The following is a 26,400-nucleotide window of genomic DNA, read 5'->3' as shown; positions in this document are numbered from 1 at the left end:
CATGGATACCCCCACACCCCAAGCCCATCCGCGCCGGCGCTGGTGGACAGCCGCCACGATCGCGCTGCTGGCCGTGCTGATCATTGCCACCGGCGCGTGGCGCAAGCTCTTGTCGCCGCACGCCGCGCCGACGGCGGGCCCGCCGCCCGTGCCCGCGGGCACGGCCCGGGTCGCGAGCGAAACCGTGCCGATCGCGCGCACCGGCGTGGGCACGGTGATGACGGTCGCGTCAGTCACCGTGCGCACGCGCATCGACGGCCAGCTCGACAGCGTGGAGTTCAAGGAAGGGCAGGACGTGAAGGCCGGGCAGGTGCTCGCGCGCATCGATCCCCGCACGTATCAGGCGCAGCTCGAGCAGAGCCTCGCGCAGAAGTCCAAGGACGAGGCCCAGCTCGCCAATGCCCGCGCCGACCTGCAACGCTACGGCGACCTGATCAAGGAAGACGCGACCACCCAGCAGACGCTGGACACGCAGCGCGCGCTCGTCAACCAGCTGCAGGCGGCGGTGAAGAGCGACGATGCGCAGATCCATCTCGCGCAGGTGCAGCTCGGCTATACGACCATCACCGCGCCGCTCGGCGGCCGCGTGGGCGCGCGGCTGGTCGACCCGGGCAACATCGTGCATGCGGCCGATGCCAACGGGCTGCTGGTCATCAACCAGATCGACCCGATCGCGGTGCAGTTCACCTTGCCCGAGAGCAGCTTCCAGGCCGTGAACAAGGCGCTCAACACGCAGCGCGAACCATTGCGCGTGGACGCCATCGACCGCGACACGCACGAGGTGCTCGCAAGCGGCAAGCTGGTGCTGCTGAACAACCAGATCGACACCGCGACCGGCACCATCTCGATGAAGGCGCAGTTCGCGAACTCGGCGCTCACGCTGTGGCCGGGGCAGTCGGTCGATGCGCGGCTGGTGCTGGGCGAGCGCGCCGATGCGCTCACCATGCCTTCGGCCGCGGTGCAGCGCAGCCAGGACGGCTTCTTCGTCTACGTGGTCGGCGCCGATGAAAAGGTGCGCATGCAGTCGATCGAAGTGGCCGACACGGTCGGCGGCAAAGCGGTGGTCGCCAAGGGCCTCGCGGCGGGCGATCGCGTGGTGACGGACGGCCAGTACCGATTGACGCCCGGCGCACGCATCGTCGAGCGGCAGCAGGGCAGCGGCCTCAACGGCAAGGCCGAGGTCGCCGACGCCGGGGGAGAAAAGCGTTGAGCATTTCCGCCGCCTTCATCAAGCGCCCGATCGGCACATCGCTGCTCGCCGCGGCGCTCCTTCTGATCGGCCTCGTGGCATGGCCGCTGCTGCCGGTGGCGCCGCTGCCGCAGGTGGACTTCCCGACGATCCAGGTCACGGGTCGATTGCCGGGCGCGAGTCCGGAGACGATGGCCGCGAGCGTCGCGCAGCCGCTGGAGCGGCAGTTCTCGCTGATCCCGGGGCTCGCGCAGATGACCTCGAACAGCTCGCTCGGGCTGTCGCAGATCACCTTGCAGTTCGACCTCGATCGAAACATCGACGCCGCTGCGCTCGACGTGCAGAGCGCGATCAACGCGGCCGGCGGCCAGCTGCCGCAGAACCTGCCGAGCCCACCGAGCTTCCGCAAGATCAACCCGGCCGATTCGGCGGTGCTGATCCTTGGCGTGCAGTCCAAGGTGCTGCCGCTCACCCAGGTCAACGACTACGCGGACAACGTGCTGGCGCAGCAGATCTCGCGCATCCAGGGCGTCGGGCTGGTCAACATCTTCGGCGTGCAGAAGCCGGCGGTGCGCATCCAGATCGATCCGGCCAAGCTCAAGGCGGTCGGCCTGAGCCTGGAGGAAGTGCGCGGCGTGATCGCCAACACCACCGTAAGCCAGCCGACCGGCACGATCGACGGCGAGCGTCAGGCGTTCAACGTCTACACCAACGACCAGTTGCTGAAAGCCGCGCCGTGGAACGACATGGTGCTGGCCTGGCGCAACGGCGCACCGATCCGGGTGCGTGACGTGGGCGTGGCAGTGGACGGGCCCGAGAACGCCAAGGTCGCCGCCTGGGGCTACGCCGGCAAGGGCGCGAGCGAGGGCACCGACATCGACGACGGCCGAGCGATCATGCTGGCGATCACCAAGCAGCCCGGGGCCAACGTGATCGAGACGGTCGACCGCATCCAGGCCGCGCTGCCCAAGCTGAAGGCCTCGATCCCGCCGAGCGTGACCGTCAACACGCTGATCGACCGCACGCAGACCATCCGTGCCTCGGTGAAGGACGTGGAGTTCACGCTGCTGCTGTCGATCGCGTTGGTGGTGGCGGTGATCTTCGTCTTCTTGCGCAACCTCACGGTGACCATCATCCCGAGCGTGACCGTGCCGCTCGCGCTGCTGGGCACGGCGGCGGTGATGTACGTGGTGGGCTACAGCCTCGACAACCTCTCGCTGATGGCACTGACCATCGCGGTCGGCTTCGTGGTGGACGATGCGATCGTGATGCTGGAGAACATCTACCGCCATGTCGAAGAGGGCATGCCGCCGATGGAGGCGGCGCTCAAGGGCGCGGGCGAGATCGGCTTCACCATCGTGTCGATCTCGGTGTCGCTGGTGGCGGTGTTCATTCCGCTGCTACTGATGGGCGGCATCGTCGGGCGGCTGTTCCGCGAGTTCGCGGTGACGGTGACGCTGACCATCGTGGTGTCCGTGCTGATCTCGCTCACGCTCACGCCGATGCTGTGCGCGCGCTTCCTCAAGCCGCACACGGCCGGCGAGCGGCACGGCAAGCTCTACCAGTGGTTCGAGGATGGCTTCGACGCCATGCTGAACGGCTACAAGCGCGGCCTCGCCGTGGTGCTGCGGCACCCGTTCATCACGCTGATGAGTTTCATCGCCACGCTCGCGGCGACGGTGCTGCTCTTCATTGCGATCCCGAAGGGGTTCTTCCCGCAGCAGGACACCGGCTTCATCTTCGGCTCGGCCGATGCCGCGCAGGACTCGTCGTCGCAGGCGATGCACGACCGCATGCTCAAGCTCGCCGACATCATCCGTGACGATCCGGACATCACCAGCTTCGGCATGCAGGCCGGCGCGAGCACTTTCAACTCGGGCAACTTCTTCATCGGCCTCAGGCCCAAGGACGAAGGCCGCACCGCGAGCGCCGACGAGATCATCGCGCGGCTGCGGCCCAAGCTCGCGCCGGTGCAGGGCATCACGCTCTACATGCAGGCGGGGCAGGACATCAACGTGGGCGGCCGGCTCTCGCGCACGCAGTACCAGTACACGCTGACCGACTCGAACCTCGACGAACTCAACCAGTGGGCACCGAAGCTGCTGGCGCGGCTGCGGCAGCTGCCCGGGCTCACCGACGTGACCTCCGACCAGCAGAACGCGGCGCCGACTGCGATGGTGACCATCGACCGCCAGCGCGCTTCCAGCTACGGCATCACGCCGGCGATGGTCGACGCCACGATCTACGACGCGGTCGGCCAGCGCCAGGTGGCGCAGTACTTCACGCAGCTCAACAGCTACAACGTGGTGCTGGAAGTCACGCCCGAACTGCAGCGCGATCCGACGCTGTTCGACCACCTCTACCTGACCTCGCCGATCAACGGCCAGCAGGTGCCGCTGTCGACCTTCGTCAAGCTCGACACCAGCCACACCGGCTATCTCTCCATCAGCCACCAGGGCCAGTTCCCGGCGGTGACGCTCTCGTTCAACCTCCGGCCTGGTACGTCGCTGGGGCAGGCGGTGGACGCCATCAACGCCGCGCAGGCGCAGATGGGCGTACCGGCCACGCTCAGCGGCACCTTCCAGGGGACCGCGCAGGCCTTCGGCGATTCGCTGCGCACGCAGCCCTACCTGATCCTGGCGGCGCTGGTGTCGGTGTACATCGTGCTGGGGCTGCTGTATGAGAGCTACATCCATCCGCTGACGATTCTCTCGACGCTGCCGTCGGCGGGTGTGGGCGCGTTGCTGATCCTGATGGCCGGCGGGTACGATCTGAGCGTGATTGCGCTGATCGGAATCATCCTGCTGATCGGCATCGTGAAGAAGAACGGCATCATGATGGTCGACTTTGCCCTGCACGCCGAGCGCGACAGGGGCATGTCGCCGCAGGACGCCATCTTCGAGGCCTGCGTGCTGCGCTTCCGGCCGATCATGATGACCACCATGTGCGCGCTGCTCAGCGGCCTGCCGCTCATGCTCGGCCATGGCTCGGGTTCTGAGCTGCGCCGTCCGCTGGGCTACGCGATGGTGGGCGGGCTGATCCTGTCGCAGATGCTGACCTTGTTCACCACGCCGGTGATCTACCTGTACCTCGACCGCGCGCATCACTGGTACGTGCGCCGCAAGGAGGCCCGCCGGCAGCGCCGGTTGCCTGAAGCACCTGCAGGAGCCATCGCCGAATGAAAGTGCTGATCGTCGAAGACGAGCGCAAGACCGCCGACTACCTCTGCCAGGGGTTGACCGAGCAGGGCTGCGTCGTCGACCTCGCCTTCGACGGCATCGATGGCCAGCACATGGCGCTGCACTACGACTTCGACGTGATCGTGCTCGACGTGATGCTGCCGGGGCTGGACGGCTTCTCGATCCTGAAGTCGCTGCGCAGCGTGAAGAACACGCCGGTCATCATGCTCACCGCGCGCGACGGCGTCGCCGACCGGGTTCGCGGCCTGCAGGACGGCGCGGACGACTACCTCGTCAAGCCCTTCTCGTTCCTCGAACTGCTCGCGCGGCTGCAGGCGCTGACGCGGCGCGGGCGCAGCCATGAATCGACGCTGCTGCGCGTGGGCGACCTGCGCGTGGACCTGATCAGCCGCAAGGCCTGGCGGCAGGACCAGCGCATCGACCTCACGGCCAAGGAGTTCGCGCTGCTCGCGGTGCTTGCGCGGCGACAGGGCGAGATCCTCTCCAAGACCGTGATCGCCGAGCTGGTGTGGGACATGAATTTCGACAGCAACACCAACGTGGTCGAAGTCGCCATCAAGCGCCTGCGCACCAAGATCGATGCACCCTTCGGTCACAGCCTGCTGCACACCATCCGGGGCATGGGTTACGTCCTGGAGGACCGCGGCGGCACGGAGCCCGAATGAGGAATTCGATCGCCACCCGACTGGCGCTGATGTTCGCCGCCGCGGCGCTGGCGGTCTTCGCGCTGCTCGGCTTCGCGCTGCATCACGTGCTCGCTGGCGAGCTGGTGCGTCACCAGCAGGCGGAGATCGATGCGCGGCTGGAGGACATCTCGTACATGCTCCAGTACGGCCGCGCGCCGAACCTCGGCAAGCGCATCCAGGAGAAGCTCGACACACTTGGCAGCGCCGACTCGCGCACGCGCACCTGGATGTGGAGCGACGACCCGGCTTACCGCTTCGGCGATGAAGTGACAGACGTGATGGCGGCCATCGACGAGGGCAGGGACAGCGTGGACGTGCGCATGCCTGATTCGGCGAAGACGCGCCGCATGCGCGTGCGCAGCCGGACCATGCCCGCAACCGCGACGCGGCCAGCGGTGCGCTTCATGGCCGGCGTCGATGCGCAGCCGTTCCGCGACACGCTGCGCACCTTCGAGACCGCGCTGCTGCTGCTGACGCTGGCCGGCACCGGGCTGGCGGCCGCGCTCGGCTACTGGATCGCGCGCATCGGCCTCGGGCCGGTGGAGCGCCTTTCGGAAGAAGCGCAGCGGATCGGCCCCGACAATCGCGCGCTGCGCCTGCAACTTCCCGCGCTGCCGCGCGAACTGGCGCGGCTCGGCGTCTCCTTCAACGCCGCGCTCGACCGGCTCGACGCCGCGTACGCGCAGCTCGCGACCTTCAGCGACGACGTGGCCCACGAACTGCGCACGCCGCTCGCGAACCTGATCGGCCAGACGCAGGTGGCGCTCGGGCGCGAGCGCAATGCGCCCGAACTGCGCGAGGTGCTGCAATCGAACCTGGAGGAAGTGGAGCGCCTGCGCGCGATCGTCGCCGACATGCTGTTCCTCGCCCGCGCAGAGCAGGGCGTGCGTGCGCGCGGCCTGGTGGCGTCGTCGATCGCGCAGGAGGTCGGAAAGACCGTCGAGTTCCTCGACCTGCTGCTCGACGAAGCCGGCATGACGGTGCAGGTCGAAGGCGATGCGGTCGCGCCGATCGAGACATCGCTGTTCCGACGCGCGCTGACCAACCTGCTGCAGAACGCGATCCAGCACTCGCGTCCCGGCGCGCAGGTGCTGGTGCGCATCGGCAGCCATGGGCGCGCGGCCGAGGTGAGCTTCTCGAACCCGAGTGCACCGATCGCGCCCGAACAGCTCGCGCGGCTCTTCGACCGGTTCTACCGCATCGACACGTCGCGCCGCAACAGCGGAGAGAACCACGGGCTCGGCCTGTCGATCGTCAAGGCGGTGGCGGTGATGCACAACGGCACCGTGTTCGCGCGGTCCGTGGGGGGCGTCACCACCGTCGGCTTCAGCGTCGCGCTGCAATAGGGCGCTCAGCGTTCCTTCTCGGCGTCGCGGCGCTCGATCTCCCTGACCATGGCGCTGAACTGATCTGCCAGCACGGTGCGCATCACCGCCTTGCCGATGAGGGGCGGCACCGCGAAGTCGGGCACCAGGCGCGCCGAATAGCTCAGGCGCACGGTGCCGGCGGGCAGCTTCTCGAGGGTGTAGCGGCCCTCCATCTCGCGGAGGTTTCCGCCGACGGCATGTGCCATGACGCGCCGCGGAGGCGACTCGACGACGGCCAGTTGCGCCTGCACCCGCTGCTTGTAGAAAAGAAAGCTGAACATGCCCGTCTGCTCGATGACGACCCGGTCGGCGTCTCGCTGCACCACGCGGGAGCTGCGCATGTAGGGGATGAATTCGGCGAGATGGTCGTAGTCGGTGATGACGTCCCATGCGATGCGCGCATCCACCAGCATCTCGGCAGACGCGGTCACGGTGATGTCGTCGCCCTGGCCGTTGGTCTCGATCTCGACCTGCGGCACGTTCGCGGCCGCCGGAACGCACAGCGCCCCGGCAAGCAGGAGGGCCACGAAGCGCGCGCGCGTCGCAAGCATCACGGGCCCGTCTTCGACTGCTTGCTCCGGTACTTCGCGATCTCGCCCTTGAGGTCCGTGAACTCTTCGCACGGGAAGAAGCAGAGCGAACTGAGCACCTTCAGCTCCTGCTCGGCCCGGGGCAGATCGCCCATCTGCAGATAGGCCTCGCCGAGGTACTCGTGCGCGCCCTTGTGCTTCGGGTCGATCTTCAGCGCCTTGTCGTAGTCGCTCAGTGCCGCATCCATGTTGCCCAGGATCCGATGTGCGTGGCCGAGCTCGTTCCAGGCATCGGCGTCGCCGGGGCTGCGCGCCACGTAGACCGTCATGCGCGCTTCGACCTGCTTCCAGTCTCCCTTGCGGACGGCGGCCATGCCGGCCCTGAAGTCGGGGTCCGGATTCGCCATGAGGTCGCCGCTCCCCCCTCCACCCCCGCCTCCGCCGCCACCACCACCTCCTCCCCCACCGCCTCCGCCACCTGCCGCCAGAGCGGACAGGCTGAAGGCCAGCGACACGCCGGAAATGAACATCACGATGGCTTGTTTCATGGTGCGTTGCTCCTTGAGAAAAGTGACAGCGTCATCAGCGGACGTCGATGCGGCCATAGATGCCATGGGTTCCTCCGCCGGGGCCCGCGGCGAAGAACAGGGTGTTCGTCGGCTGGTTGTTGAGGCCGTTGCCGAAAGCGATGCCGCGCAGGCCGTCGATCACGATCGGACTTCCGCTCGACATGGAGAGCGTCCCCATGAACGCACCGCTGGTCGGGTTGAATGCGCCGATGGTCCCGGAGCCGCTGTTGGCGACCAGCAGGGCGTTGCTGAACGGGCCGAAGCTCGCCGGCGCCATCGCCATGCCCCACGGCTCGTCGACCGGGCCGCCAGGCGGCACGACCCTGCGGACAAGACGGCCCGAGGTGTCGAAGGCATCGACCGCGCCCAAGCCGGCTCCCGCGACCGCATTCAGGGCTTGCGCATCCTGCCTGGCATAGCTGACGTAGATCAGATCGCCGATCGCCTGGATGCCGAACGGCGCGTAGCCGGATGGAACGGCCGGATCGATGAAGGTGCCTGCAACGGTCACTTTCGTGAAGCTCGAGTCGAACATGTCGACCGTCGCATGACGGAAGTCCGCCGCGTACAGCATGTCCGACGCGCCCTGGCTTGCGATGGCGAGGCCGGTGTAGACCGCGCCGGCGCCGCTGCCGTCGAAGACCGTGATCGCATGGGTCATGTCGACGCCGGGCGACCAGCCCGATAACGTGCCGCCCTGGCCGACGAAGATGAAGGCGCTCGCGCCCGAGACACCGCTGCGCGTGACCCTGAAGTCCTGGTGGCCATTGAAGACGATGCCGGTCGGCCTGGCGCTGCCGGCGCCGCCCGGCGGGATCGACACGACCAGGGATTGCGGCGCGCCATTGCCGTCGTAGAGCGTCGAGGTCGACGAGCCGTTGTTCGCCAACCAGACGAACCCGCTCGGATTGAAGGCCACGCCCCACGGATTGATCAGGTTCGTGTCGGCCTTGCCGTTCCCGTAGGGGTTGTTCGCGATGGGGAGGTCGGACACCAGGGTGGTCGCGGCAAAGCTCGCGCCGGCGACCATGCCCATGCCCATGCCGGGTGGGGTGCCGAAGCCCGGCATGATGGTGCTGCGCCCCCCGTATCCACCACCGCCGCCGCAGGCAGCCAGGAACAAGGTACCCGCACAGGCGAGCCGGTAGAGCTTCAAGCGATGGGTGCTCATTGCATTTCCCTCGGTTCGGTCTCGGTGTATTCCGGCCCGAGCGCCAACGGTTCATGCGCGCGCGAATCAGAAGGACAGCGACGCGCTCAGCACCAGCGTGCTCTGCGAGGCGCGCCCATAGGCCGTCGGATAGACGGCGCTGCGCCCGCCCGCCACCCAGGCGATCTGCGCCTCCCATGCGTCGCGCGCCACGGCGAGTCCCAGGCTTCCGTCGAGGCTGACGCGCCCGCCTTCGATGGATGCGCCGCCGAGCCGCATCAGGGCCCCGGCATGGGCTGTCACGCGCATGATGGGCGAGATCGGCACGCCGACATTGAATTCGCCGTAGGCGGTGCGCGTGCCGCTCCCGAAATAGTCGGGCGAGTAGTGCAGCCGCGCGTTCCAGCGTTCGCCGCTCAGGCCGCCGAACACCTCCTGGTAGTCGTATTTCGAGTCCGCGCCGAAGTGAACGACGGTGGCGCCTGCTTCCCAGCCGAGTCGTTCCGACAGCCGGCCTGCATAGCCCGCGTAGCCGAGCACCTGCACCTGCCAGCGTGGCCGGTAGAGCATCACCTCGGTGAGCGATACGCCGCCGAACCAGCCGCTCGGATCGTCGTAGGCGGCGCCAAGGCGAAGCGTCGGCTTTTCCTGGCTGAGCGAGATGCCGCGGTAGCGGTCATCCGTGAGGAATGCGATGTTCCCGCCGACTTGCGCGAACGCAACGCCGCACGCGAAGAACAGCGAGGGACACAGCGCCGTACGCGGACCGGCGGTCGGCATGTCACTGACGGGCGTTGGAAGGTGCCATCGAGCGTGTCACGGTGCGCACGCAGGCGTCATCGCCTGCGACGTGTGCCAGTGTGGCACAGGCGTCGATTCCTCCACCGGGAAAAGAGACGACGCTGGCGACGGAAGGTGCCGCCATGCTGGCCGGCGCCCGTTCGCGCATCAATGCGAAAAGCCCCGCCACATGAGCCGCGGCATAGGACGAGCCCGACACGAGGTTCCAGCGGCCGCCCGGCAGGGTGGTCGGCACATCGCGGCCGGGCGCGAGCAGTGCGCTGCGCAGGGCCGGCTCGCCGGTGTCGTCGGCGACCGCCACGACGCCGGCATGCGAGGCGGGAAACCCGCCGTCCGGCAGTTTCCGGTCGACGGCGCCGATGATGCTGATGTTGCGCGACAGCGCCACGTCCAGCAGCCCGTCCAGCAGGCGATCGCGCGGCCCGCTCAGGCTGAGGTTGATGACGGCGGCGTCGTGCGTGATCGCGAAGTGCAGCGCCATCGCGAGGCTCAGGCTCGTGCACAGGGTGGCCTGCGCGCTTTCCTGCCAGCAGGCGCGCAGCGCAAGCAGCCGTGCGTTCGGCGCGACGCCGACGATGCCGACGCCGTTGTCGGCGCGCGCGGCGATGATGCCGGCGACCGCGGTGCCGTGGTCCTCGGGGACGTCGCGGTGGGTGTCGACGAAGTTCTCTTTCAGCGCGATCTGGCCGACGAGGTCCGGGTGCTGCAGGTCGACACCGCTGTCGACGACGGCGACGCGCACGTCGCGCCCGGTCGAGATCTCATGCAGATCCAGCAGGTGCCAGGCTTGCGCAGCCGGTTGCAGCGAGTACAGCGGATCGTCATGGCCGCGAGCCCGGAACAGGTTCATCGGCTGGGCCCAGGCAACGCGCGGGTCCTGGGACAGGGCCTGCGCCACGTTCTCGGGCAATTGATCGTCCGGCACCTGCATCACGAAGCAGTCCAGGCCCAGCAACGGCATCGCCCAGTCGGTGACGAGCGTCAGCCCGTGGTCGCGCGCCAGCGCGGCCGCCATGCGGCGACGTGCGCCATGCGCCGGGCCGTCGCCGTAGCCGCCCGAATAGGCGTTCTCGGGCCGGTAGTGCTCCGGCGGAAGGCGCAACAGCAGCAGCACCTGCTGACCGGGCGCGGGCGCCGACACGGCCGCGGCTGCCACTGCCGCGGATTGCTCATCCGGCGCGGCGAGCGCGAGCGGCTGGGCTGCGCCGAGGGCGAGGGCCCATGCGCCCAGAAGCAGGAGTTGCTTCATGGCGCTGCCCGGCCATCGAGCGATTCGACGAGCAGCACCGCGCGTTCGCTGCGCAGCCGTTTCACCGCCTCGGATTCGAAACCGGCGGGCACCGCCAGCAGGTAGGCGTCGGTGGCGGTCGGCCCGTAGATGAGCCGGGCCTCGCTGTCGCGCAGCACGCGCCGCATGTCCTGCTCGGTGGCATCGGGCCGGAATCTCACGATCAGATTGCCGCCGGCGCCCGAGCCGCTCGCCAGCCCGCCCAGGGCCCGGAAGCCGGGGTCGGGCGCCAGCGCGACGAGCAGCACGCTGCTCAATGCCGCGACCACGGCGCACTGGCCCGCCAGTGTCCAGCGCGTCCAGGCCGGGGTCTCGCGCCAGTGCGCCTTCAGCCGCGCCAGGAGGCCGTGGCCTTGTGGCGGGGATGCGTCGGCAGCGATGCGCTCGCGCAACAGCGCGAATCCCTGGGCGGCATCGCCGCCGGCGCTGGTCGTCGATTGCGCATACGCGGCCTGGACGTCCCGTTCCCAGGCCAGCTCGGCCTGGCAGCGCGGGCACTCGGCGATGTGCGCTTCGACGCGGGCGCGTTCCTCCTCGTCGAGGCTCGCGCTGACGTACCAAGGCAGCAGGGCCTGCACCTTCTGATGCAGATCCGTGCCGAGCTGGACCACCCTTCCGCTCATAGCCAATCCTCCAGCCGGCCCGCCAGCAGCGTCTTCAGCCTGCGTCGGGCATGGAACATGCGCGTCTTCACCGTGTCGACGGGGCAGCCCACGATGTCGCTGATTTCACGGCAGCCGATGCCGTGGAAATAGGCCAGGTGGACGATCGCGCGCTGCTCGAACGAGAGGTGGTCCAGGGCTTGCGCCAGCACCTCGCGAATCTGCGATCGGGCCGCGTGGTATTCGGGGCTGGACTCCGGTGGCGCGGGCTGATCGTCGTCGGGTTCGTCCGGCAATGGCTCGTCCAGACGACTCAGCGCCTTCATGGCCTTGCGATAGCCGATCGCAAAGATCCAGGTCGATACCTTGCTCTGGCCGTTGTAGCTCGCGGCCCGGTTCCAGACGACCAGCATCGTGTCGTTGAGCAGTTCCCCGACGAGTGCGGGCCGGCGCGTCAACCGGTCCAGGAAGCGCGTGAGTCGCGGGTGATAGGCGCGGTAGAGCTGCTCGAAAGCCTGCAGCTCGCCTTCCGCGGCCCGGGCAACCAGGCTCGCCTCGGCGCGATCGGCCAAGGCCACTCCCTCGTCGTGCGGCCGAACGGCATCGAGGGGCATGCTGGGCATGAAAGCCTCTTGGGAGGGAGCGTGCAGCGGACTGTACTCCTCGCGCCGAGGGCGTGTCTTCGGAGGTGTTCCTGGCGTCATTCGATGTCTCGCAGGGCGGGAACGGTTCATTCCCGGCAAAGGGGAAACGGTTCAATAGACTTGGTGCTCGACACTGGGGGTGTTCCGATGAGTCTTGTCTATCGATACATGATTCCCGCCATGTGGCTTGCCTGGGGCGCCTATTGGTGGGCGATGTCGCGCGACGTCAAGGCCACTGCGCGGCAGGAGCCGGTTCGCTCGCGGCTCCTGCATATCGTCCCCCTCGTGGTGGCCGTGGCCTTGCTTTGGCACCCGACTGCGCCCTGGCCGTTGTTCGGCACGCGCATCCTTCCCCGCGCTCCGTGGGTCTTCTGGACCGGGGCCGCGCTCACGCTGGCCGGTTTGCTGTTCAGCGTTTCGGCGCGTCTGTACCTGGGCAGGAACTGGAGCGGTATCGTGACGCTCAAGCTGGATCACGAGCTCATCACCACGGGGCCGTACAGCCTCGTGCGCCATCCGATCTACTCGGGCCTTCTGCTGGCCTTCATCGGCTCCGCCATCGCTCGCGGCGACCTCGGAGGCGTCGTCGCCGTGGCGCTGGTCGTCTGGGCCCTCTGGCGAAAGCTGCGCATGGAGGAGCGCTGGATGCGGGAGCAGTTCGGCGAGGCGTACATGGCCTACAGCCGCCGCGTGGCAGCGCTGGTTCCGTTTCTGCTGTGAATCGGAGACCCTAGTGCGAGAACATGCTCCGATGCAGCCGTCGCAGTGACCACCAGACGGATCCCGCCACCAGCGGAATCGCCAGGGCTGCCGTCGATTCCGCCGACACCGGCCAGCCCAGCTTCTGGCCGCCCTTGGCGAGGTAGCTCACCAGACCCACGATGTAGTAGGTGATCGCCGCGACCGAGAGACCTTCCACCGTGGCCTGCAGCTTCAACTGGAGATCCTGCCGCTGGTTGAGCGCCTCCAGCAAGGCCTGGCTGCTTTGCTGCTGCTCGATTTCCACGCGGGTGCGCAGCAGGCTGCTCACGCGGGAGATGCGCCTGGACAGGGCGTCCTGCCGTCTCGTCGCCCACTCGCAGGTCTTTCGCGCCGGAGACAGCCTGCGATCGATGAATTCGCCGATCGTCTGAAGTCCTTCGAGACGCGCTTCACCGACCTGCGCGATGCGTTGGTCGAGGAGTTCGAAATACGCGCTGCTCGCGGAGAACCGCGAATGGGTCGCGGCGTACTGGCTCTCCACTTGGGCGGCAAGGCGTGTGAGCCGGTCCAGGAGCTGGGCTTCTTCCTGCCGCTCGGCACTCTGGATGGCCAGGGCGAGCCCCGCGAGGTCGCTCTCCGCGCTCGCCAGGGCGACACCCGTTTTGCGCGCGGTGGGCAGCCCCAGCATCGCGGCCATGCGGTAGGTCTCGATCTCCAGCAGTCGCTGTACCAGCCGGCCGAGCCGGCGGCTGGGCAGTTCGCCGGCATAGAGCAGGAAGCGGGAGGACCCGTTCGGATGGATCGCGAAGTCCGTGAACACCTGCGCCTGCTCGCCGGCCACCGCCGAGCCCACCAGCAGGTCTTCGTGCAACAGGCGCTGCCGGAAGCGGTCGTCACCATTGCGGCGCACCCCGGGGAGCACCCAGAGGTCGAGGCTGCTGATGCACTGCCCCGGCAGACCGGCGAGCCATTCGCGAGGGGCGGCGTCCAGCGCGCTGGCGAGATCCGCCACGGCGAGTTGATCGTCCCGGATCCGCAGGGTGAATGTCCAGGTGACGAACTCGGTGTGCATTTCCCACCGCAGCCGAAGCGCACCCAGTTCGGTGCGCAGGTGCGTCACGTGTTCGTCGGGCGGCGGCACATGGTGGTCGCGCAGCAGCGAGGCGAGGTGCCGTCGGCTTTCTTCGCGCTGCGACGGGTCTGCCAGCATCACGAGATGCGCGATCGCCAGCGGCGGCGTCATCGCCTCGGGCGGCCGGGCGTGGACTTCGTTGTGAAGGGCGATGCGGTCCGGGTGTTGGGGCGTATGCATTCTGCGAGTGTCGGTTCAGCCCGGCCATTATTGCCAAGGCCCGTCACTCGAAGGTGACACTGCGCCTCGATCTTGATGAGATTCGTGCTTGCGCCATGTGCAGTGCTCGTGCAAGGATGTCGGACTTGAGGTTTGGAGGCATGCCCGTGAAGAAGTCACTCGCTTTCGTGGCGGCACTGGTCGCCGCCGGCTCGGCATGGGCCCAGTCGTCCATCACACTGTTCGGTGTCGTCGACGCGGCGGTGAGCTACTACCAGACCAACAGCAAGTACGTGAACACGCTCAACGTGTTCAATCCGTCCAATCCCGCGCCGCTGGTGCCGCGCCCGGATGTGCGTCAGAGCCAGTGGGTGCTGTCGAGCGGCAACTACACGGGCAGCCGGGTCGGGTTTCGCGGAACGGAGGATCTCGGCGGCGGCCTCGCCGCCAGTTTCTGGCTAGAAGCCGGCATTGCCAACGACACGGGCGCCAGCGTCACGCCGATTGGCGTCGCCTTCAACCGTCGTTCGACCGTCAGCCTGTCGGGTGCCTTCGGCGAGGTGAGGCTGGGCCGGGACTACACCCCGACTTTCTGGAATGACAATGTCTTCGACCCCTTCCAGACCGTCGGGGTGGGCGCCGTCGCCATCAGCATGCTGCTCGGCGGCGCCGGCAGCGCGGGCACGATCGGCAACCTGATCGTCAATCCGAACTACGTGCGTGCCAGCAACAGCGTCAGCTACTTCCTGCCTCCGGACCTGGGCGGCTTCTACGGCCAGGTGATGTACGCCCTTGGCGAGAACACAAAGTACGACCCCGGCACTTTGACCCCGGATCTTCCGAATACCGCGCGCACCGGACGCTACGCCGGCGCCCGCATGGGTTACGCGACCGGTTCGTTCGACGTGGCTGCGGCGTACGGTTCGAGTGTCATCGGCGACAACTATTTCGCCGGGCTCACGAGATACCTCAACACGGGGAACATCGGCGGTTCGTACGACTTCGGGCCGGTGAAGCTGTACGGCGAGTATTCGCACGTCGTACTGCAGAACGACCGATCGGTCCCGCTGGTGCTCACGCCGTCGGGCGACATCACGATCACCGGTTACCTGCTGGGCCTGACCGTGCCCGTCGGTCCCGGGCTGATTCGCGCTACGTATTCGCACCTTCAGGCGGACCTCAAGAACGTCGCCCCGGTCGGCGTGAGCGTGCCGGATCCCAAGACCGACAAGCTGGCGCTGGGCTACGTGCACAACCTCTCCAAGCGCACGCTGCTCTACGCCACCGTGGCCTACACGAAGAACAAGAACGGCGCGGCCATTCCACCGGCCCTGCCGCCCAACGGGAGCGTCGGCTATCTCAGCCCGAGCATCGCCGACCTGGTGAATCCGACCAGCGGCTATCGCGCCGACACCGCCTACGGCTACGACTTCGGGATTCGTCACGCGTTCTGATCACGGATCAGGAAAGCACCTGCTGCTGCGCGTGACGCTCGAAGTAGGCGGCGAGAAGCGCCAGCTCCTGTTCGAACACCGGCATGCCGGCGACCACGCCCTTCCACTGGCCCGTGCGACTGGCGCGCTCGATGTTCTCGCACGCGGATGCGAAAGCGAGCGCGCCGACCATCTTCCCGGCGCCCGCCATGCGATGGGCGAACTGGGTGACCTGGGCGACGTCGTCGGCCGTCACCGCCTGCCTGAGCGCGGTCGAGTCGTCCTCGCAGGTTCGCCGGAAGGCCGCGATGACCTCGGCCACCATCGACGCATCGCCGGCGCATTTCGCGCCGAGGAGCGCCTCGTCGATCGGGCTGGAAGAGGGGACATCGCCGTGGCTCGCGCCGACAGATGCGGGCGGGACCGGGGCGGTGCCTGCAAGCGGCAGCCATCGATCCAGCTTTTCGCTCAGTTGAGCCAGTTCCACCGGCTTGACGAGGAAGTCGTCCATGCCCGCGGCGAGGCACGACTCCGCCTCGCCCTGCAGTGCATTCGCGGTGCAGGCAACGATCGGCACGCGTTCGCGGCCCACCGCGGGCTCCAGCCTGCGGATGTTGCGCGTCAGGTCGTAGCCGTCCATGTGCGGCATGTGGCAGTCGGTGATGACGAGCCCGAAGCGGCCCGACTTCCACATCTCCAGGGCCTGCACGCCGTCGTCGGCGGTCTGGGCGGCATAGCCGAGCGCGCGCACCTGCCGCATGAGCAGCATGCGGTTGACGGGGTGGTCGTCCACGAGCAGCACCAGGGTCCCTTCCGTCTCGGCCTGCGCAGTGGTGGGCGCCATGCGGCGTGCGGCCGTGTCGACCGCGTGCGCGCCCGCGGTCCCGTCGCCGCTGCCGGGCGGCTGCTCGGCGATGGGCAGCGACAGTTCCAGGATGAGCGTCGTTCCCTGGCCGTGCTCGCTTTCAAGGCGGATCGAGCCGCCCATCAACTGCGCCAGCTGCCGGGAGATCACCAGCCCCAGCCCGGTGCCGCTCGGCCGCCGCCGCGCCGCGTCGCCTTCGGCCTGCGTGAACGGCTGGAACAGACGCTGCTGGTCCTCGGGCGAGATGCCGACGCCGGTGTCCTTGACCTCGAAGCGCAGGCGCTCCTGTCCGTCCGCGCGCCCCAGCCACTGCACGTTGATGTCGATCCAGCCCTCGGTGGTGAACTTGATCGCGTTGCTGACGAAGTTGTTGAGGATCTGGCGCAGCCGCACCGGATCGACCCGGAGCGCGGGACTGATGCGCGCGTCCACCATCCGCCGCACGATCAGTCCCTTGCTGCTGGCATTGCCGAGATAGATGCTGTGCACTTCCTCGATCAGGCGCTTGATCGAGACGACCTCGGGGCGCACCTCCAGCTTGCCGGCCTCGATCTTCGAGAAGTCGAGGATGTCGTCGATCACCCGCAGCAGCGACCGGCTCGATTCACGCACGAGGCCGAGCGTCTCGCGCTGCTCGGCGTCGAGCTCGGTCAGGCTCAGGAGCTCCAGCATGCCCAGCATGCCGTTCATGGGCGTGCGGATCTCGTGGCTCATGGTGGCCAGGAAGGTGCCCTTGGCGCGATTGGCGGCCTCCACCTCTTCGCTTCGCTGCGCCAGCGCCGCGTTGAGCCGCTCGATCTCGCGCTCCTTCCGCTTCTTTTCCGTCACGTCTTCCGACAGGGTCAGCACGTAGCGCGCGCGGCCGGACTCGTCGAGGATCGGGAGCTTCTTCGCATGGAGGACACGCACGCTGCCGTCGCGTGCATGCAGGGGCTCTTCGGGAATGTCCACTTCACGGCCAAGCGCGATGGCTTCCTTGTCCTTGGCGGCGAAGAAGTCGGCCTCTTCCTTCGAGATCACGAAGTCGTGGACCGTCTTGCCCAGAAGCTCCTCCTCGCGCAGTCCGTTCAATTGCTCGAAGCTGCGGTTGACGCGCACGATCGTCAGGTCGTCGGCGTTCTTGACGAGGATGTGATAGGGGATGTGATAGAGCACCGAGTTCAGGAACGCATTGGCGGTTTCGAGTTCGGCGGTGCGCTGGTGCACGCGCGCCTCCAGGTCGGTGTTCAGGGCACGCAGTTCCTCTTGCGCCTGTTGCAGGGCCCCGCGCTGGCGCTGTTCGGCGAACGCCCGCTGCATCGAGAAACCGAGCCGCCGCAGGCGATCCTTGAGCACGTAGTCCGTCGCACCGGCCTTCATGCAGTCCAGCGCCTCTTCCTCGGTCAGGAGGTGCGCGGTGATCATGATGAGCGGCATCTCTGCGTGCTGCTGGCGCACCCGATGCATGAGTTCGACCCCGCCCGCCTCGTTGTCGATCAGCGCCAGGTCGAAGGGCTGCTGCTGCAGGGCGGCAGCGAAGTCTTCGCGGGTGCGAACCCAGACGATCTCGAATGTCACGTCCTCGCTGCGCAATCCGTTGCGGATGCGTTCCGCATCGGCCGGGTCGTCCTCCAGGTGCAGTACGCGAACGGCGGTGGTCATCGGGGTCCTTCCTGTTCGCTGCGCAGTGATTCGACGACGTCCTTGAACTCCTCGCGATTGCGTTCGCTCAGCGCGGAGAGCGCCTCGTGCGCCCGCAGGATTCGCTTCTGCGTGGTGGACTGGTCGCTCGCGGTGCCCAAGGCATGGAGTTCGGGCGCGGCGGGCAGGTCCTCGCGGATCGCGGCAAGCACCTGCTGCATGCTCAGTTCCTCGAAGAGCCCGCGCACGGCCGGGGTCACGCCTGCGAGCGACACGCTGCCCCGGGCGACCAGTTCGTGCACCGTGCCGAGGCAGGTGCTGTCCATGTACTCGCAGCCGGAGAGGTCCAGTACCAGCGGGCGGCCCCCATCGAGCACGGTCAGCGCGGTTTCGTGGAAGGCATCGCAATGCATCCATGTGGCGCGGCCGCGCAGCGCCACGTAGGCCGCATGGTCCGCCTCGCCGCAGAAGACGACTTCATCCTCGGGCCGCAGGGTGCCATGCGCGTCGCCGGCAGGGCTCTCGGCGCCGTTGTCGAACCAGGAAGCGCCCGCGTGCGCGTCGATGAGCAGGATGGTCACGTCGTCCCGATCCGCGTCCGCTGGCGCCTGGCGGTGAAGATCCGCCATCACTTCCTGCGCACTGGCCAGCGGCCTGGCGAGCACCTGTTGCAGCAGGTCCAGTTCGCGCTCCGAGCCCGAGGGCAGGAGCCCGTCGGTGTAGAGGAGGATCCGGTCGCCCGCCAGGAGCTGCAGCCGCTCCTGGCCGAAGTGCGCGTCCTGCGCCAGCCCAAGGGCCGGGCCCGTGCGGCGGACGAGGCGCGTCTCGCGGCCCTCGCGCGCGTGCAGCACCGGCGGGTGGCCGGCCGATGCCAGCGTGAGGCTCGACTCGGACGTGTCCAGCAAGCCGAAGACCGCGGTCAGGAAGAGGCCCGGCGCGGCGTGCGCCTCGCAGATCGAGCGATTGACCGCGGCCAGGACTTCGGCCGGCGGCAGCGCGATGCCTGTCGCGGGGTCCACCAGCACCAGCCGCTGCTTGAACAGCACCGAGAGCATCGCCGAGGTCACGCCGTGTCCGGTGGCATCGGCCAGGTAGAACGCGAGATGCCGCTCGCCCAGGCGCACCACGTCGTAGAGGTCGCCGCCGACATGCTGCCCTGGCCGGTAGACCGCCTGGATGCAGTAGCCCTCCATCGGCGGCGGGCTGCGGGGCAGCAGGGCGCGCTGGATCACCTCCGCGCGCTCGAGGTCGCGGCGCAGCACCTCGGAGGTCTCCTCGAGCTGGCGGACCTTGCGTTGCAGCTCGCGATGCAGGCGCTCGCGTTCGGCCAGCAGGTGCCGCCGCTCCAGCGCGTTGCGCACCGCGACGGCCATCTCTTCCGAATGCGGCGACTTCGGCAGGAAGTCGAAGGCGCCCAGCCGGATCGCGGTCACTGCCGAGTCGAAGGTTTCAAGGCCTGAAAGCACGATCCACATGGCGTCCGGCACCGCTTCGCGTCCCCAGCGAAGCAGCTCCAGTCCGTCCATGCGCGGCATCATGATGTCCGTTAGCACCAGCGCGACCTCCGGGTGCTCGCGCAGGATCTTCTGCGCGGCGATGCCGTCGGGTGCATCGAGAACCGGCGCGCAGCCGAGTTTCTCCAGTGCCCGCTTCACCATCAGGCGGGTCACCGGCTCGTCATCGACGACCAGTGCGACGGGAGGGGCAGGGTCGGGGTTCATCGCGTCCGCCAGCCGCAAGGGCCGTGCTGGGAGAATTCTCCGAGCCGGCGGGCCCGATGGCAAGTCGCTGACGGCCGCGACGCGCTCAGCGCTGGGTCGCGTGCTCTTTCATCTTCGCGAGGGTGACGGCCAGCGCCGCGCCGCCGATCATCTTGATGAGCCCGGCGTGCTGCGCGTAGAACTGGCCCACCTCGTCGACGATGCCCGGATGTGCCTGCTCGGCGTGCGCCGCGATCTCGGTGACCTGCCCGGGTGTCAGCTGCGAGGCCTGGTCCGGCGTCAGCTGGGTCTGGCCGGGCGCGAGGACGCGGCCCAGGGCGCCGCCCGCCGCTCCCGACACCGCGGCCGGGCCCAGCGTGGCAAGGATCTGGTTCAGCATGCCCGCCTGCTGCGATGAAGAGGAGACGTTGAAGAGCTTTCCGACAATGTCGCTGAAGGGCGGCGTCTGGTCCGAGCGCATCGCGGCAGCGAGTCCCGCCCCGAGCTGGTCGGTCGATGCGTTCTGCACGACCTGGTCGAAGTGAGCTTCCGGATTTCCGCCAACTGCCTGCTGCAGCAAATCGAGCAATCCCATGATGGTTCTCCAGTGGACGATGAGTGACCGGGTTTGTGAATGATGGCGCGCGAAGGCCAATGAAGTTGGATCACGATGTTTCTGGCGGTCCGAGCTTCCAGGGGTTTGCTGACTTCCGACCGACTCGCTCGGTAGTATCGTGGCCCGCCAAGGCAAGGAGTCTTCCCGTGATCATCAAGACCCAACACGACGTGACGACCGCGGTGCTGGACGAACTGGCGCGCAGCGACAACCCGCGCTTCAAGGAAATCATGACCGCGGCGGTGGAGCACCTGCACGGTTTCGTGCGCGATGCCCGGTTGACCGAGGCCGAATTCCATCAGGCTTGCGGCCTCATCGCCCAACTCGGCCAGTTGACCACCGCGTCGCACAACGAGGTGGTGCTCGCCGCCGGATCGCTGGGTGTTTCGGCGCTGGTCTGCCTGCTCAACAACGGCGACCACGGCCAGACGGAGACCACGGCCAACCTCATGGGCCCGTTCTGGCGCATGCATTCGCCGGCGACGGCGAACGGGGAATCGATCGTCCGCTCGCCCACCCCGGGTGCGCCGATCTTCGTGAACGCCTGGGTGCGCGACAACGAAGGCCGGCCGGTGGAAGGCGCCGAAGTCGATGTGTGGCACACGTCGGCGGAAGGCTTCTACGAGAACCAGGACCCAGCGCAGGCCGACATGAACCTGCGCGGCAAATTCACCACCGATGCGCGCGGCCACATTGCGTTCAGGAGCGTGAAGCCTGCTGGCTACCCGATCCCCTTGAGCGGCCCGGTCGGGGCGCTGCTGCGCACGCAGGGCCGCCACAACATGCGCCCGGCCCACATCCATTTCATGATCTACAAGCCGGGCTTCAAGACGCAGTTCTCGCAGGTCTATTCGAGCGACGACCCCCGGCTCGAAACCGATGTGCAGTTCGGCGTGACGCAAGCGTTGATCGGCCAGTACGTGCTGCATGCCGATGAGCCGGCGCCGGCCGCAGATGTCAGCGGTCCGTGGTATTCGCTCGACCATCACTTCGTCATCGAACCGGGCGAGGCCCGGCTGCCGAACCCACCCATCACCGGCAAGGCCAGCGGCGAACGCCCCGCGCAGCAGGTGCTGGAGCGCAAGGCCTGAAGCGGTCGCCGCCGGCTTGAAACCGGATAGCCTTTGCGCATGAACGAGATCACCATCACCTTCGACCGTGTCTTCGACATCGTTCGCGGATCGCGGCGAAACCGCGTGCCGTGCACGGTGTTCGGCTTTCAGTCTGGCGACGTGGAGGAGCGCAGCGTCGCGGTGCCTGGATCCCCCCGGATCGAGGCCGGCATGACGGTCACCGCGGTGCTTGAACGCCCTGGCGATTGGCAGACCCTGCTCGGGTGGGTGAACCACGAGACGGGCGAGATCGCCTGCAGGCCTGCCGGGTCGAATTTCGGTGGCATCGGAGCGGTCGTGTTGGGCGGCCTCTGGGCCTACCACCTCGTGGGCACGAACCACCCGCTCGCCGCCGCGCTGGTGGTGGTCGTATCCCTTGCCGGCTTCCTGGGCAGCATCGTCGCGATGCGGAAGGCCGCCGGGGCCAGAAGGCTTCTGGAGGCGGCTCGCGCGACCCTCGCGCCTCGAGGCGCAGGTTAGCGAGTCCATGCAAGGCCTGACATCATTGGCCCCCGATTCATTGACCCAGGAAGCCCGGAGACCGCGAGATGAACCATGCGACGTCCTACACACCACCCAGCGTCTGGTCCTGGAACAAGGCGAGCGGGGGACGCTTCGCGAACATCAATCGTCCCATCGCCGGCTCGACCCATGACCGCGACCTGCCGGTGGGGCGTCACCCGCTGCAGCTCTACTCGCTGGCGACGCCCAACGGCGTGAAGGTCACGGTGATGCTCGAGGAACTGCTCGCACTCGGCCACAGCGGCGCCGAGTACGACGCCTGGCTGGTGCGCATCAACGAGGGCGAGCAGTTCGGCAGCGGTTTCGTCGCGGTCAATCCGAACTCCAAGATCCCGGCCCTGATGGACCGCAGCGGGCCAGAGCCCGTTCGGGTGTTCGAGTCCGGCGCGATCCTGCTGTACCTCGCGCAGAAGTTCGGCGATGCCTTCCTTCCGGCCGGTGCCGCGCAGCGCGCCGAATGCCTCTCGTGGCTGTTCTGGCAGATGGGCAGCGCGCCCTTCCTGGGCGGCGGCTTCGGGCATTTCTATGCCTACGCGCCGGAGAAGATCGAGTACGCCATCGACCGCTACGCGATGGAGGTCAAGCGCCAGCTCGATGTGCTGGACCGGCGCCTTGCGGAAAGCGCTTACCTGGCAGGCGACGACTACTCCATCGCCGACATGGCGGTCTGGCCCTGGTACGGCGCGCTCGTCAAGGGCCAGCTCTACGAAGCCGGCGAGTTCCTGCAGGTGCAGGCATACACCCATGTGCTGCGCTGGACGAACGAGATCGCCGCGCGGCCGGCGGCGCAGCGGGGCCGCATGGTCAATCGCACCTGGGGCCAGCCCGCCAGCCAGTTGCACGAGCGCCATGATGCGGCGGACTTCCAGACGCGCACGGAGGACAAGCGGTGATCACCCTCTATGACTGCGCCACCGCGCCGAGCCCTCGCCGCGCGCGCATTCTTCTGGCCGAGAAAGGCATTTCGCATGCGACGGTCGAGGTCGACCTGCGCAGCGGCGAGCAGCTTGGCGAGGCGTTCCGCCAGATCAACCCGGAATGCACCGTGCCCGTGCTCCAGACAGAGGAGGGGCTTCGTTTGACCGACAACGCGGCCATTGCGGCCTATCTGGAGGCCCGCTGCCCCGAGCCGCCGTTGCTGGGCACCACGCCCGGGGACAAGGCCGCGATCGCGAGCTGGAACTGGCGCGTCGAGTTCGAAGGTTTGCTCGCGATCGCCGAGACCTTGCGCAACAGTTCGCCGGGCCTGGTCAACCGCGCGTTGCCCGGCCCCGTGGACTACCCGCAGATCCCTGAGCTGGCCCAACGCGGGCTGGCGCGGGTCCGGCATTTCTTCGACACGCTCGATGCCCGGTTGGCCGAGCACGAATTCATCGCGGCCGATCGTTTCAGCATTGCCGACATCACCGCGGTCGTGGCGGTCGACTTCGCGCGGGCGGTGAAGGTCAAGCTCGGCGAGGCCCATCCGCACCTGCAGCGCTGGCGCCTGGCGATGGCGCAGCGGCCGTCGATGGCGCTTTGATTCGATCGCATGCGACATGCCTCGCAATTCGTTCGCAGCGGGAGCCTGAACGGCTACGTCGAGCTGGTGAAGTCGCTCGGCAGGGACCCTGACGCGTTCCTGCGGACCGTGGGACTGAAGGCGAAGTTTCTCTCGGACTCCGAGATGCTCATCCCGCGGGACGCGGTGCGCGAGCTGCTGGAAATCACGGCCCGCGCCACGCAGACCGAAGACCTGGCGCTCCGTCTTGCGGCGCAGCGCAGGCTCTCTGCCCTGGGGCCGATCAGCCTCGTGCTGCGGGAGGATCCGACGCCGAGGGCGGGCCTGGACACGCTGTGCCGCTACCTCAGGTTGGTCAACGCCTCGCTGACCATCCATGTCGAGGATGCGGGCGGCGCGGTCATCATCCGCGAGGACTTGCTGCCAACGCCCGGGGTGCCGATGCGACAGTCGGTGGAACTCGCCGTGGGCACCATGTTTCGCATGCTGGGCGAACTGATCGGATCGCATTGGCGACCGCTCGAAGTCTGTTTCACGCATCGCCCACCCAAGGACGCCTCTGCGCATCGGGCGTTCTTCGGGCGGAACGTCAAGTTCAATCAGGAATTCAACGGCCTGGTCTGCGCGGCGAGCGACCTGTCCCGGCCTCGCGAGTCCGGGGACCAGGTTGCCGCGGGCTTCGCGAGGAAGTACCTGGAAGCGGCCCTCACGGATCGCGGCGAGAGCGCGCAGGAGGCCTGTCGCCAGGTCATCCTGGCGCTCCTGCCGGGTGGCACCTGCACCGCGCAGGAGGTGGCACGTTTCCTTCACATCGATCGCCGCACGCTGCATCGCCGGCTCGATGCGGAGGGCCTCACCTTCAGCCGCCTGCTCGACCAGGTGCGCGTGGACCTGGCCAAGCGTCATTTGCGCGAGAGTGACCTGCCGCTCAGCGAAGTGGCCGAGCTCCTGGGCTTCGCGAGGCCCAGCAGCTTCAGCCACTGGTTCCACGGCCTCTTTGGCTGCAGTGCCTCCAAGTGGAGCAAACAGGCGGCCGAGATGGACGCGCCGAAACGCTAGGCTCAGGCGAGATTTCTCGCCCGCTCTGCGATCGAGCCGAGCAATGCGAGCGCCCGGTCCGCTGCGTCCGCACCTCCGCTCATGTCGCCGCGCACGAAGAGGGGACGAAGCTCCTCGATTTCCTCGAGCCGGGCGATCGGCTCGGGCTCGGCAAGCTTGTACTTGCGAAGCACGCTGACCATGCACATGGATGCATGCACCACGTCTTCCGGCATCTCGCTGGCGCCGACCCGATGCAGCACATGGTTGACCCAGTGCGTGCCCGCCAGCATGGCGGCCTCGATGCGGATCTCCCAGTCCGACCCGGTGAGCTTGGCGAGCGATCGCTCGATGCGTTCCGCCTTCTCGCGGTGATGCCCCGGCGTCATGGACGCATCTCCGGGCGCACCACTGCAAGGTAGACGGACAGCGCCTGCTGCATGGCGAGATTGCATTCCTCCACGATCGCCCGGGTGGGTGTGCGGTCCCCGCGCAAGCAAGGATCGCGGTGCGCCTCCAGCGCGTGCAGCGCGGCCTCCAGGCGCTGGATGGGCTCCGGCATCTCGCCTGGAATGGGCGGCCAGCCGACATGGCTCACATCGCCAGGACCGCGAAGCTCCCTTCGCCAGCCGCCGTCGCCTTGTGGCACCACGTGCACGCCGGGAATCGTGGAGAAGGCGCGTTCCTCGCTGGTGATTCCCGCCGCATGCAGCGAGGCGTTCCACATGTTGGTTCCCGCCGTGAGGCAGGTCCAGTACCAGAGCTCGAAGTCCTCGAGGGGGTCGAGTCGATCGCGCAGCGCCAGCAGGCGGCCTATCTTTTCGGCGTGAGAGGAAATCTTCACTGTCGTCCCTCTGTCCCTCTACTCCGGCTTGAGATTGCCGTCCACGACGACCTTCCTCCACGTGGCGAGGTCGCTGGTGATGGTTTGCACGAAGGCCTCGCGCGACACGGCTTCCGCAGGCGGGACATTGGACTGGAGCAGCGCTGCCCTGAACGCCGGCTGCACCTGCTCGCGATTGATGGCCGCGTGCAGGCGTTCCACGATTTCCGGTGGCGTGCCCTTGGGTGCGAAGACCCCTTGCCAGCCCGCCGCGGTGAAGGGGTAGCCTTGCTCGGAGAGCACCTTGACGTCCGGCAACCTGGGACTGCGGACCATGCCGGTCAAGGCAATGCCACGCAGCTTCCCTTGCGCGATGAATCCCAGTGGCGACACGACGTCGATCCAGCCGATCGGAACCACGCCGGAGACGATGTCCGTCAGCAATGCAGGTGATGTCTTGTATGGAACGTGATCGATGCCCAGCCCCGCCCGCTGCTTGATCCACTCCATCGTCAGGTGCCCGTTGGAGCCGAGCCCCCAGCTTCCATAGGATGGATATTTCTGCGGCTCGCGTCGCAGCAGATCGACCAGCTCGGGAAGCGTCCTGGCAGGCACCGAGGAATGCACGGCCAGCAGGACACCCCCCACCGAAGACAGCGCGACGGGTTCCAGGTCGCGCAAGGTCTTGATCGGTAGGGCGGGGTTCAGTGCTTCCGCCATCACCATGGATGAAGCGGTGCTGTGCAGGATCGTGTAGCCGTCGGGGGCAGCGTTCTTCACTGCCGTCGAGCCGATCAATCCATTGGCGCCGGGACGGTTCTCGACGACGAATGGCTGGCCCAGCGTTTCCTGCAGCCGGGTGTAGAGCTGGCGGGCCAGCGTGTCCAGCACACCCCCCGAGCCGCCTGGCACGATGACCTTGACGGGGCGCGCGGGCCAGTCCTTGCCGCCACTCTGCGCACCGGCCAGGCCGGTCGCCAGTGATGCCGCAGCGCCAAGAACCAGCTCTCTACGAGTCAGCAACGCGGTCATGCGGTCACTTCGCAAGCGCTGCGTCGGGCTTGCGCAGGAAGCCCTGGTTGCCGCCGTTGCGGTTGGGCGCGAAGCCATTGGCCGCCAGCGTCTCTTCGGCGGTGTCGTAGAAGACCCCG

Annotated in this window: 25 protein-coding genes and 1 pseudogene; 11 read left to right on the top strand and 15 right to left on the bottom strand. The window is 67.7% G+C overall.

Annotated features, from left to right (window positions below):
- Position 1 precedes the first annotated feature (1 nt).
- The 4 genes from BLW05_RS21270 to BLW05_RS21255 are packed head-to-tail and all read left to right on the top strand — an operon-like array spanning position 2 to position 6,421.
- Positions 2 to 1,210 (top strand): efflux RND transporter periplasmic adaptor subunit, encoded by a 1,209-nt coding sequence (locus BLW05_RS21270; RefSeq protein WP_177142754.1) that lies wholly within the window; start codon positions 2 to 4, stop codon positions 1,208 to 1,210.
- Positions 1,207 to 4,371 (top strand): efflux RND transporter permease subunit, encoded by a 3,165-nt coding sequence (locus BLW05_RS21265; protein WP_093165559.1) that lies wholly within the window; start codon positions 1,207 to 1,209, stop codon positions 4,369 to 4,371. Before BLW05_RS21270 ends, BLW05_RS21265 begins: the two co-directional genes overlap by 4 nt.
- Positions 4,368 to 5,054: a heavy metal response regulator transcription factor gene (locus BLW05_RS21260; protein WP_093165558.1), complete on the top strand. Its 687-nt coding sequence runs from the start codon at positions 4,368 to 4,370 to the stop codon at positions 5,052 to 5,054. The genes BLW05_RS21265 and BLW05_RS21260 overlap by 4 nt, the downstream gene beginning before the upstream one ends.
- Positions 5,051 to 6,421 (top strand): heavy metal sensor histidine kinase, encoded by a 1,371-nt coding sequence (locus tag BLW05_RS21255; RefSeq protein WP_093165557.1) that lies wholly within the window; start codon positions 5,051 to 5,053, stop codon positions 6,419 to 6,421. The genes BLW05_RS21260 and BLW05_RS21255 overlap by 4 nt, the downstream gene beginning before the upstream one ends.
- 5 nt (positions 6,422 to 6,426) lie before the next feature.
- Here BLW05_RS21255 and BLW05_RS21250 read toward each other — a convergent pair whose 3' ends face one another.
- From BLW05_RS21250 to BLW05_RS21220, 7 genes are all read right to left on the bottom strand, one after another.
- The gene (locus tag BLW05_RS21250) at positions 6,427 to 6,993 is read right to left on the bottom strand and encodes an SRPBCC family protein (RefSeq protein WP_093165556.1); all 567 of its coding nucleotides are present in this window, start codon (positions 6,991 to 6,993) and stop codon (positions 6,427 to 6,429) included.
- Positions 6,993 to 7,520 carry a tetratricopeptide repeat protein gene (locus tag BLW05_RS21245; RefSeq protein ID WP_143044878.1) on the bottom strand — a complete coding sequence of 176 codons (528 nt, stop codon included), beginning with the start codon at positions 7,518 to 7,520 and terminating at the stop codon, positions 6,993 to 6,995. Before BLW05_RS21245 ends, BLW05_RS21250 begins: the two co-directional genes overlap by 1 nt.
- A 34-nt stretch (positions 7,521 to 7,554) precedes the next feature.
- Positions 7,555 to 8,712: a TIGR03118 family protein gene (locus tag BLW05_RS21240; protein ID WP_093165554.1), complete on the bottom strand. Its 1,158-nt coding sequence runs from the start codon at positions 8,710 to 8,712 to the stop codon at positions 7,555 to 7,557.
- A 66-nt stretch (positions 8,713 to 8,778) separates the two neighbouring features.
- On the bottom strand, positions 8,779 to 9,471 hold the full coding sequence (locus tag BLW05_RS21235) for a TorF family putative porin (protein ID WP_093165553.1): 693 nt from the start codon (positions 9,469 to 9,471) through the stop codon (positions 8,779 to 8,781).
- 1 nt (position 9,472) lies between these two features.
- The gene (locus BLW05_RS21230; protein WP_093165552.1) at positions 9,473 to 10,741 is read right to left on the bottom strand and encodes a S8 family peptidase; all 1,269 of its coding nucleotides are present in this window, start codon (positions 10,739 to 10,741) and stop codon (positions 9,473 to 9,475) included.
- Positions 10,738 to 11,403: a zf-HC2 domain-containing protein gene (locus BLW05_RS21225; RefSeq protein ID WP_093165551.1), complete on the bottom strand. Its 666-nt coding sequence runs from the start codon at positions 11,401 to 11,403 to the stop codon at positions 10,738 to 10,740. Before BLW05_RS21225 ends, BLW05_RS21230 begins: the two co-directional genes overlap by 4 nt.
- Positions 11,400 to 12,005: an RNA polymerase sigma factor gene (locus BLW05_RS21220; RefSeq protein WP_256330422.1), complete on the bottom strand. Its 606-nt coding sequence runs from the start codon at positions 12,003 to 12,005 to the stop codon at positions 11,400 to 11,402. Before BLW05_RS21220 ends, BLW05_RS21225 begins: the two co-directional genes overlap by 4 nt.
- 201 nt (positions 12,006 to 12,206) lie before the next feature.
- On the opposite strand from BLW05_RS21220, the gene BLW05_RS21215 reads away from it, so the two are divergent.
- Positions 12,207 to 12,746, top strand: a complete 540-nt coding sequence (locus tag BLW05_RS21215) for a methyltransferase family protein (RefSeq protein ID WP_256330421.1) — start codon at positions 12,207 to 12,209, stop codon at positions 12,744 to 12,746.
- Positions 12,747 to 12,756: 10 nt separating this feature from the next.
- Here the strand turns inward: BLW05_RS21215 and BLW05_RS21210 are convergent, their stop codons facing one another.
- Positions 12,757 to 14,040 carry a DUF3422 family protein gene (locus tag BLW05_RS21210; RefSeq protein ID WP_093165549.1) on the bottom strand — a complete coding sequence of 428 codons (1,284 nt, stop codon included), beginning with the start codon at positions 14,038 to 14,040 and terminating at the stop codon, positions 12,757 to 12,759.
- A gap of 146 nt (positions 14,041 to 14,186) precedes the next feature.
- On the opposite strand from BLW05_RS21210, the gene BLW05_RS21205 reads away from it, so the two are divergent.
- Positions 14,187 to 15,473, top strand: a complete 1,287-nt coding sequence (locus tag BLW05_RS21205; protein WP_093165725.1) for a porin — start codon at positions 14,187 to 14,189, stop codon at positions 15,471 to 15,473.
- A gap of 7 nt (positions 15,474 to 15,480) precedes the next feature.
- Here the strand turns inward: BLW05_RS21205 and BLW05_RS21200 are convergent, their stop codons facing one another.
- The 3 genes from BLW05_RS21200 to BLW05_RS21190 all read right to left on the bottom strand — a co-directional run bounded on the left by BLW05_RS21200 (position 15,481) and on the right by BLW05_RS21190 (position 20,232).
- Positions 15,481 to 17,958, bottom strand: coding sequence for a response regulator (locus BLW05_RS21200; protein ID WP_093165548.1), 2,478 nt, complete (start codon positions 17,956 to 17,958; stop codon positions 15,481 to 15,483).
- Complete coding sequence (locus tag BLW05_RS21195) at positions 17,955 to 19,658, bottom strand: SpoIIE family protein phosphatase (RefSeq protein WP_093165547.1); 1,704 nt, start codon at positions 19,656 to 19,658, stop codon at positions 17,955 to 17,957. The genes BLW05_RS21200 and BLW05_RS21195 overlap by 4 nt, the downstream gene beginning before the upstream one ends.
- 85 nt (positions 19,659 to 19,743) lie before the next feature.
- On the bottom strand, positions 19,744 to 20,232 hold the full coding sequence (locus tag BLW05_RS21190) for a hypothetical protein (protein WP_093165546.1): 489 nt from the start codon (positions 20,230 to 20,232) through the stop codon (positions 19,744 to 19,746).
- Positions 20,233 to 20,399: 167 nt separating this feature from the next.
- Here BLW05_RS21190 and BLW05_RS21185 point away from each other — a divergent pair, with 167 nt between their 5' ends.
- From BLW05_RS21185 to BLW05_RS21165, 5 genes are all read left to right on the top strand, one after another.
- Positions 20,400 to 21,344 carry a dioxygenase family protein gene (locus BLW05_RS21185; RefSeq protein ID WP_093165545.1) on the top strand — a complete coding sequence of 315 codons (945 nt, stop codon included), beginning with the start codon at positions 20,400 to 20,402 and terminating at the stop codon, positions 21,342 to 21,344.
- 39 nt (positions 21,345 to 21,383) lie between these two features.
- A complete protein-coding gene (locus tag BLW05_RS21180) occupies positions 21,384 to 21,845 on the top strand; it encodes a hypothetical protein (RefSeq protein WP_093165544.1) in 462 nt (153 codons plus the stop codon).
- 68 nt (positions 21,846 to 21,913) lie between these two features.
- Positions 21,914 to 22,780 carry a glutathione-dependent disulfide-bond oxidoreductase gene (gene yghU / locus BLW05_RS21175; RefSeq protein WP_093165543.1) on the top strand — a complete coding sequence of 289 codons (867 nt, stop codon included), beginning with the start codon at positions 21,914 to 21,916 and terminating at the stop codon, positions 22,778 to 22,780.
- Positions 22,777 to 23,409, top strand: coding sequence for a glutathione S-transferase family protein (locus BLW05_RS21170; protein WP_093165542.1), 633 nt, complete (start codon positions 22,777 to 22,779; stop codon positions 23,407 to 23,409). The genes yghU and BLW05_RS21170 overlap by 4 nt, the downstream gene beginning before the upstream one ends.
- A gap of 9 nt (positions 23,410 to 23,418) precedes the next feature.
- On the top strand, positions 23,419 to 24,447 hold the full coding sequence (locus BLW05_RS21165) for an AraC family transcriptional regulator (RefSeq protein ID WP_093165541.1): 1,029 nt from the start codon (positions 23,419 to 23,421) through the stop codon (positions 24,445 to 24,447).
- Between the two features lie 2 nt (positions 24,448 to 24,449).
- On the opposite strand, the gene BLW05_RS21160 is transcribed toward BLW05_RS21165, so the two are convergent.
- The 4 genes and pseudogenes from BLW05_RS21160 to BLW05_RS36515 all read right to left on the bottom strand — a co-directional run.
- On the bottom strand, positions 24,450 to 24,815 hold the full coding sequence (locus tag BLW05_RS21160; protein WP_093165540.1) for a hypothetical protein: 366 nt from the start codon (positions 24,813 to 24,815) through the stop codon (positions 24,450 to 24,452).
- On the bottom strand, positions 24,812 to 25,270 hold the full coding sequence (locus BLW05_RS21155; protein ID WP_093165539.1) for a hypothetical protein: 459 nt from the start codon (positions 25,268 to 25,270) through the stop codon (positions 24,812 to 24,814). The genes BLW05_RS21160 and BLW05_RS21155 overlap by 4 nt, the downstream gene beginning before the upstream one ends.
- Before the next feature lie 18 nt (positions 25,271 to 25,288).
- Complete coding sequence (locus tag BLW05_RS21150) at positions 25,289 to 26,281, bottom strand: Bug family tripartite tricarboxylate transporter substrate binding protein (RefSeq protein WP_177142753.1); 993 nt, start codon at positions 26,279 to 26,281, stop codon at positions 25,289 to 25,291.
- Between the two features lie 4 nt (positions 26,282 to 26,285).
- A pseudogene (locus tag BLW05_RS36515) lies at positions 26,286 to 26,400 on the bottom strand (3-keto-5-aminohexanoate cleavage protein); the annotation flags it as partial.

This window comes from Variovorax sp. YR216 (genome assembly GCF_900107745.1).
Taxonomy (GTDB): domain Bacteria; phylum Pseudomonadota; class Gammaproteobacteria; order Burkholderiales; family Burkholderiaceae_C; genus Variovorax.
This window is presented reverse-complemented; position numbering and strand designations above follow the sequence as displayed.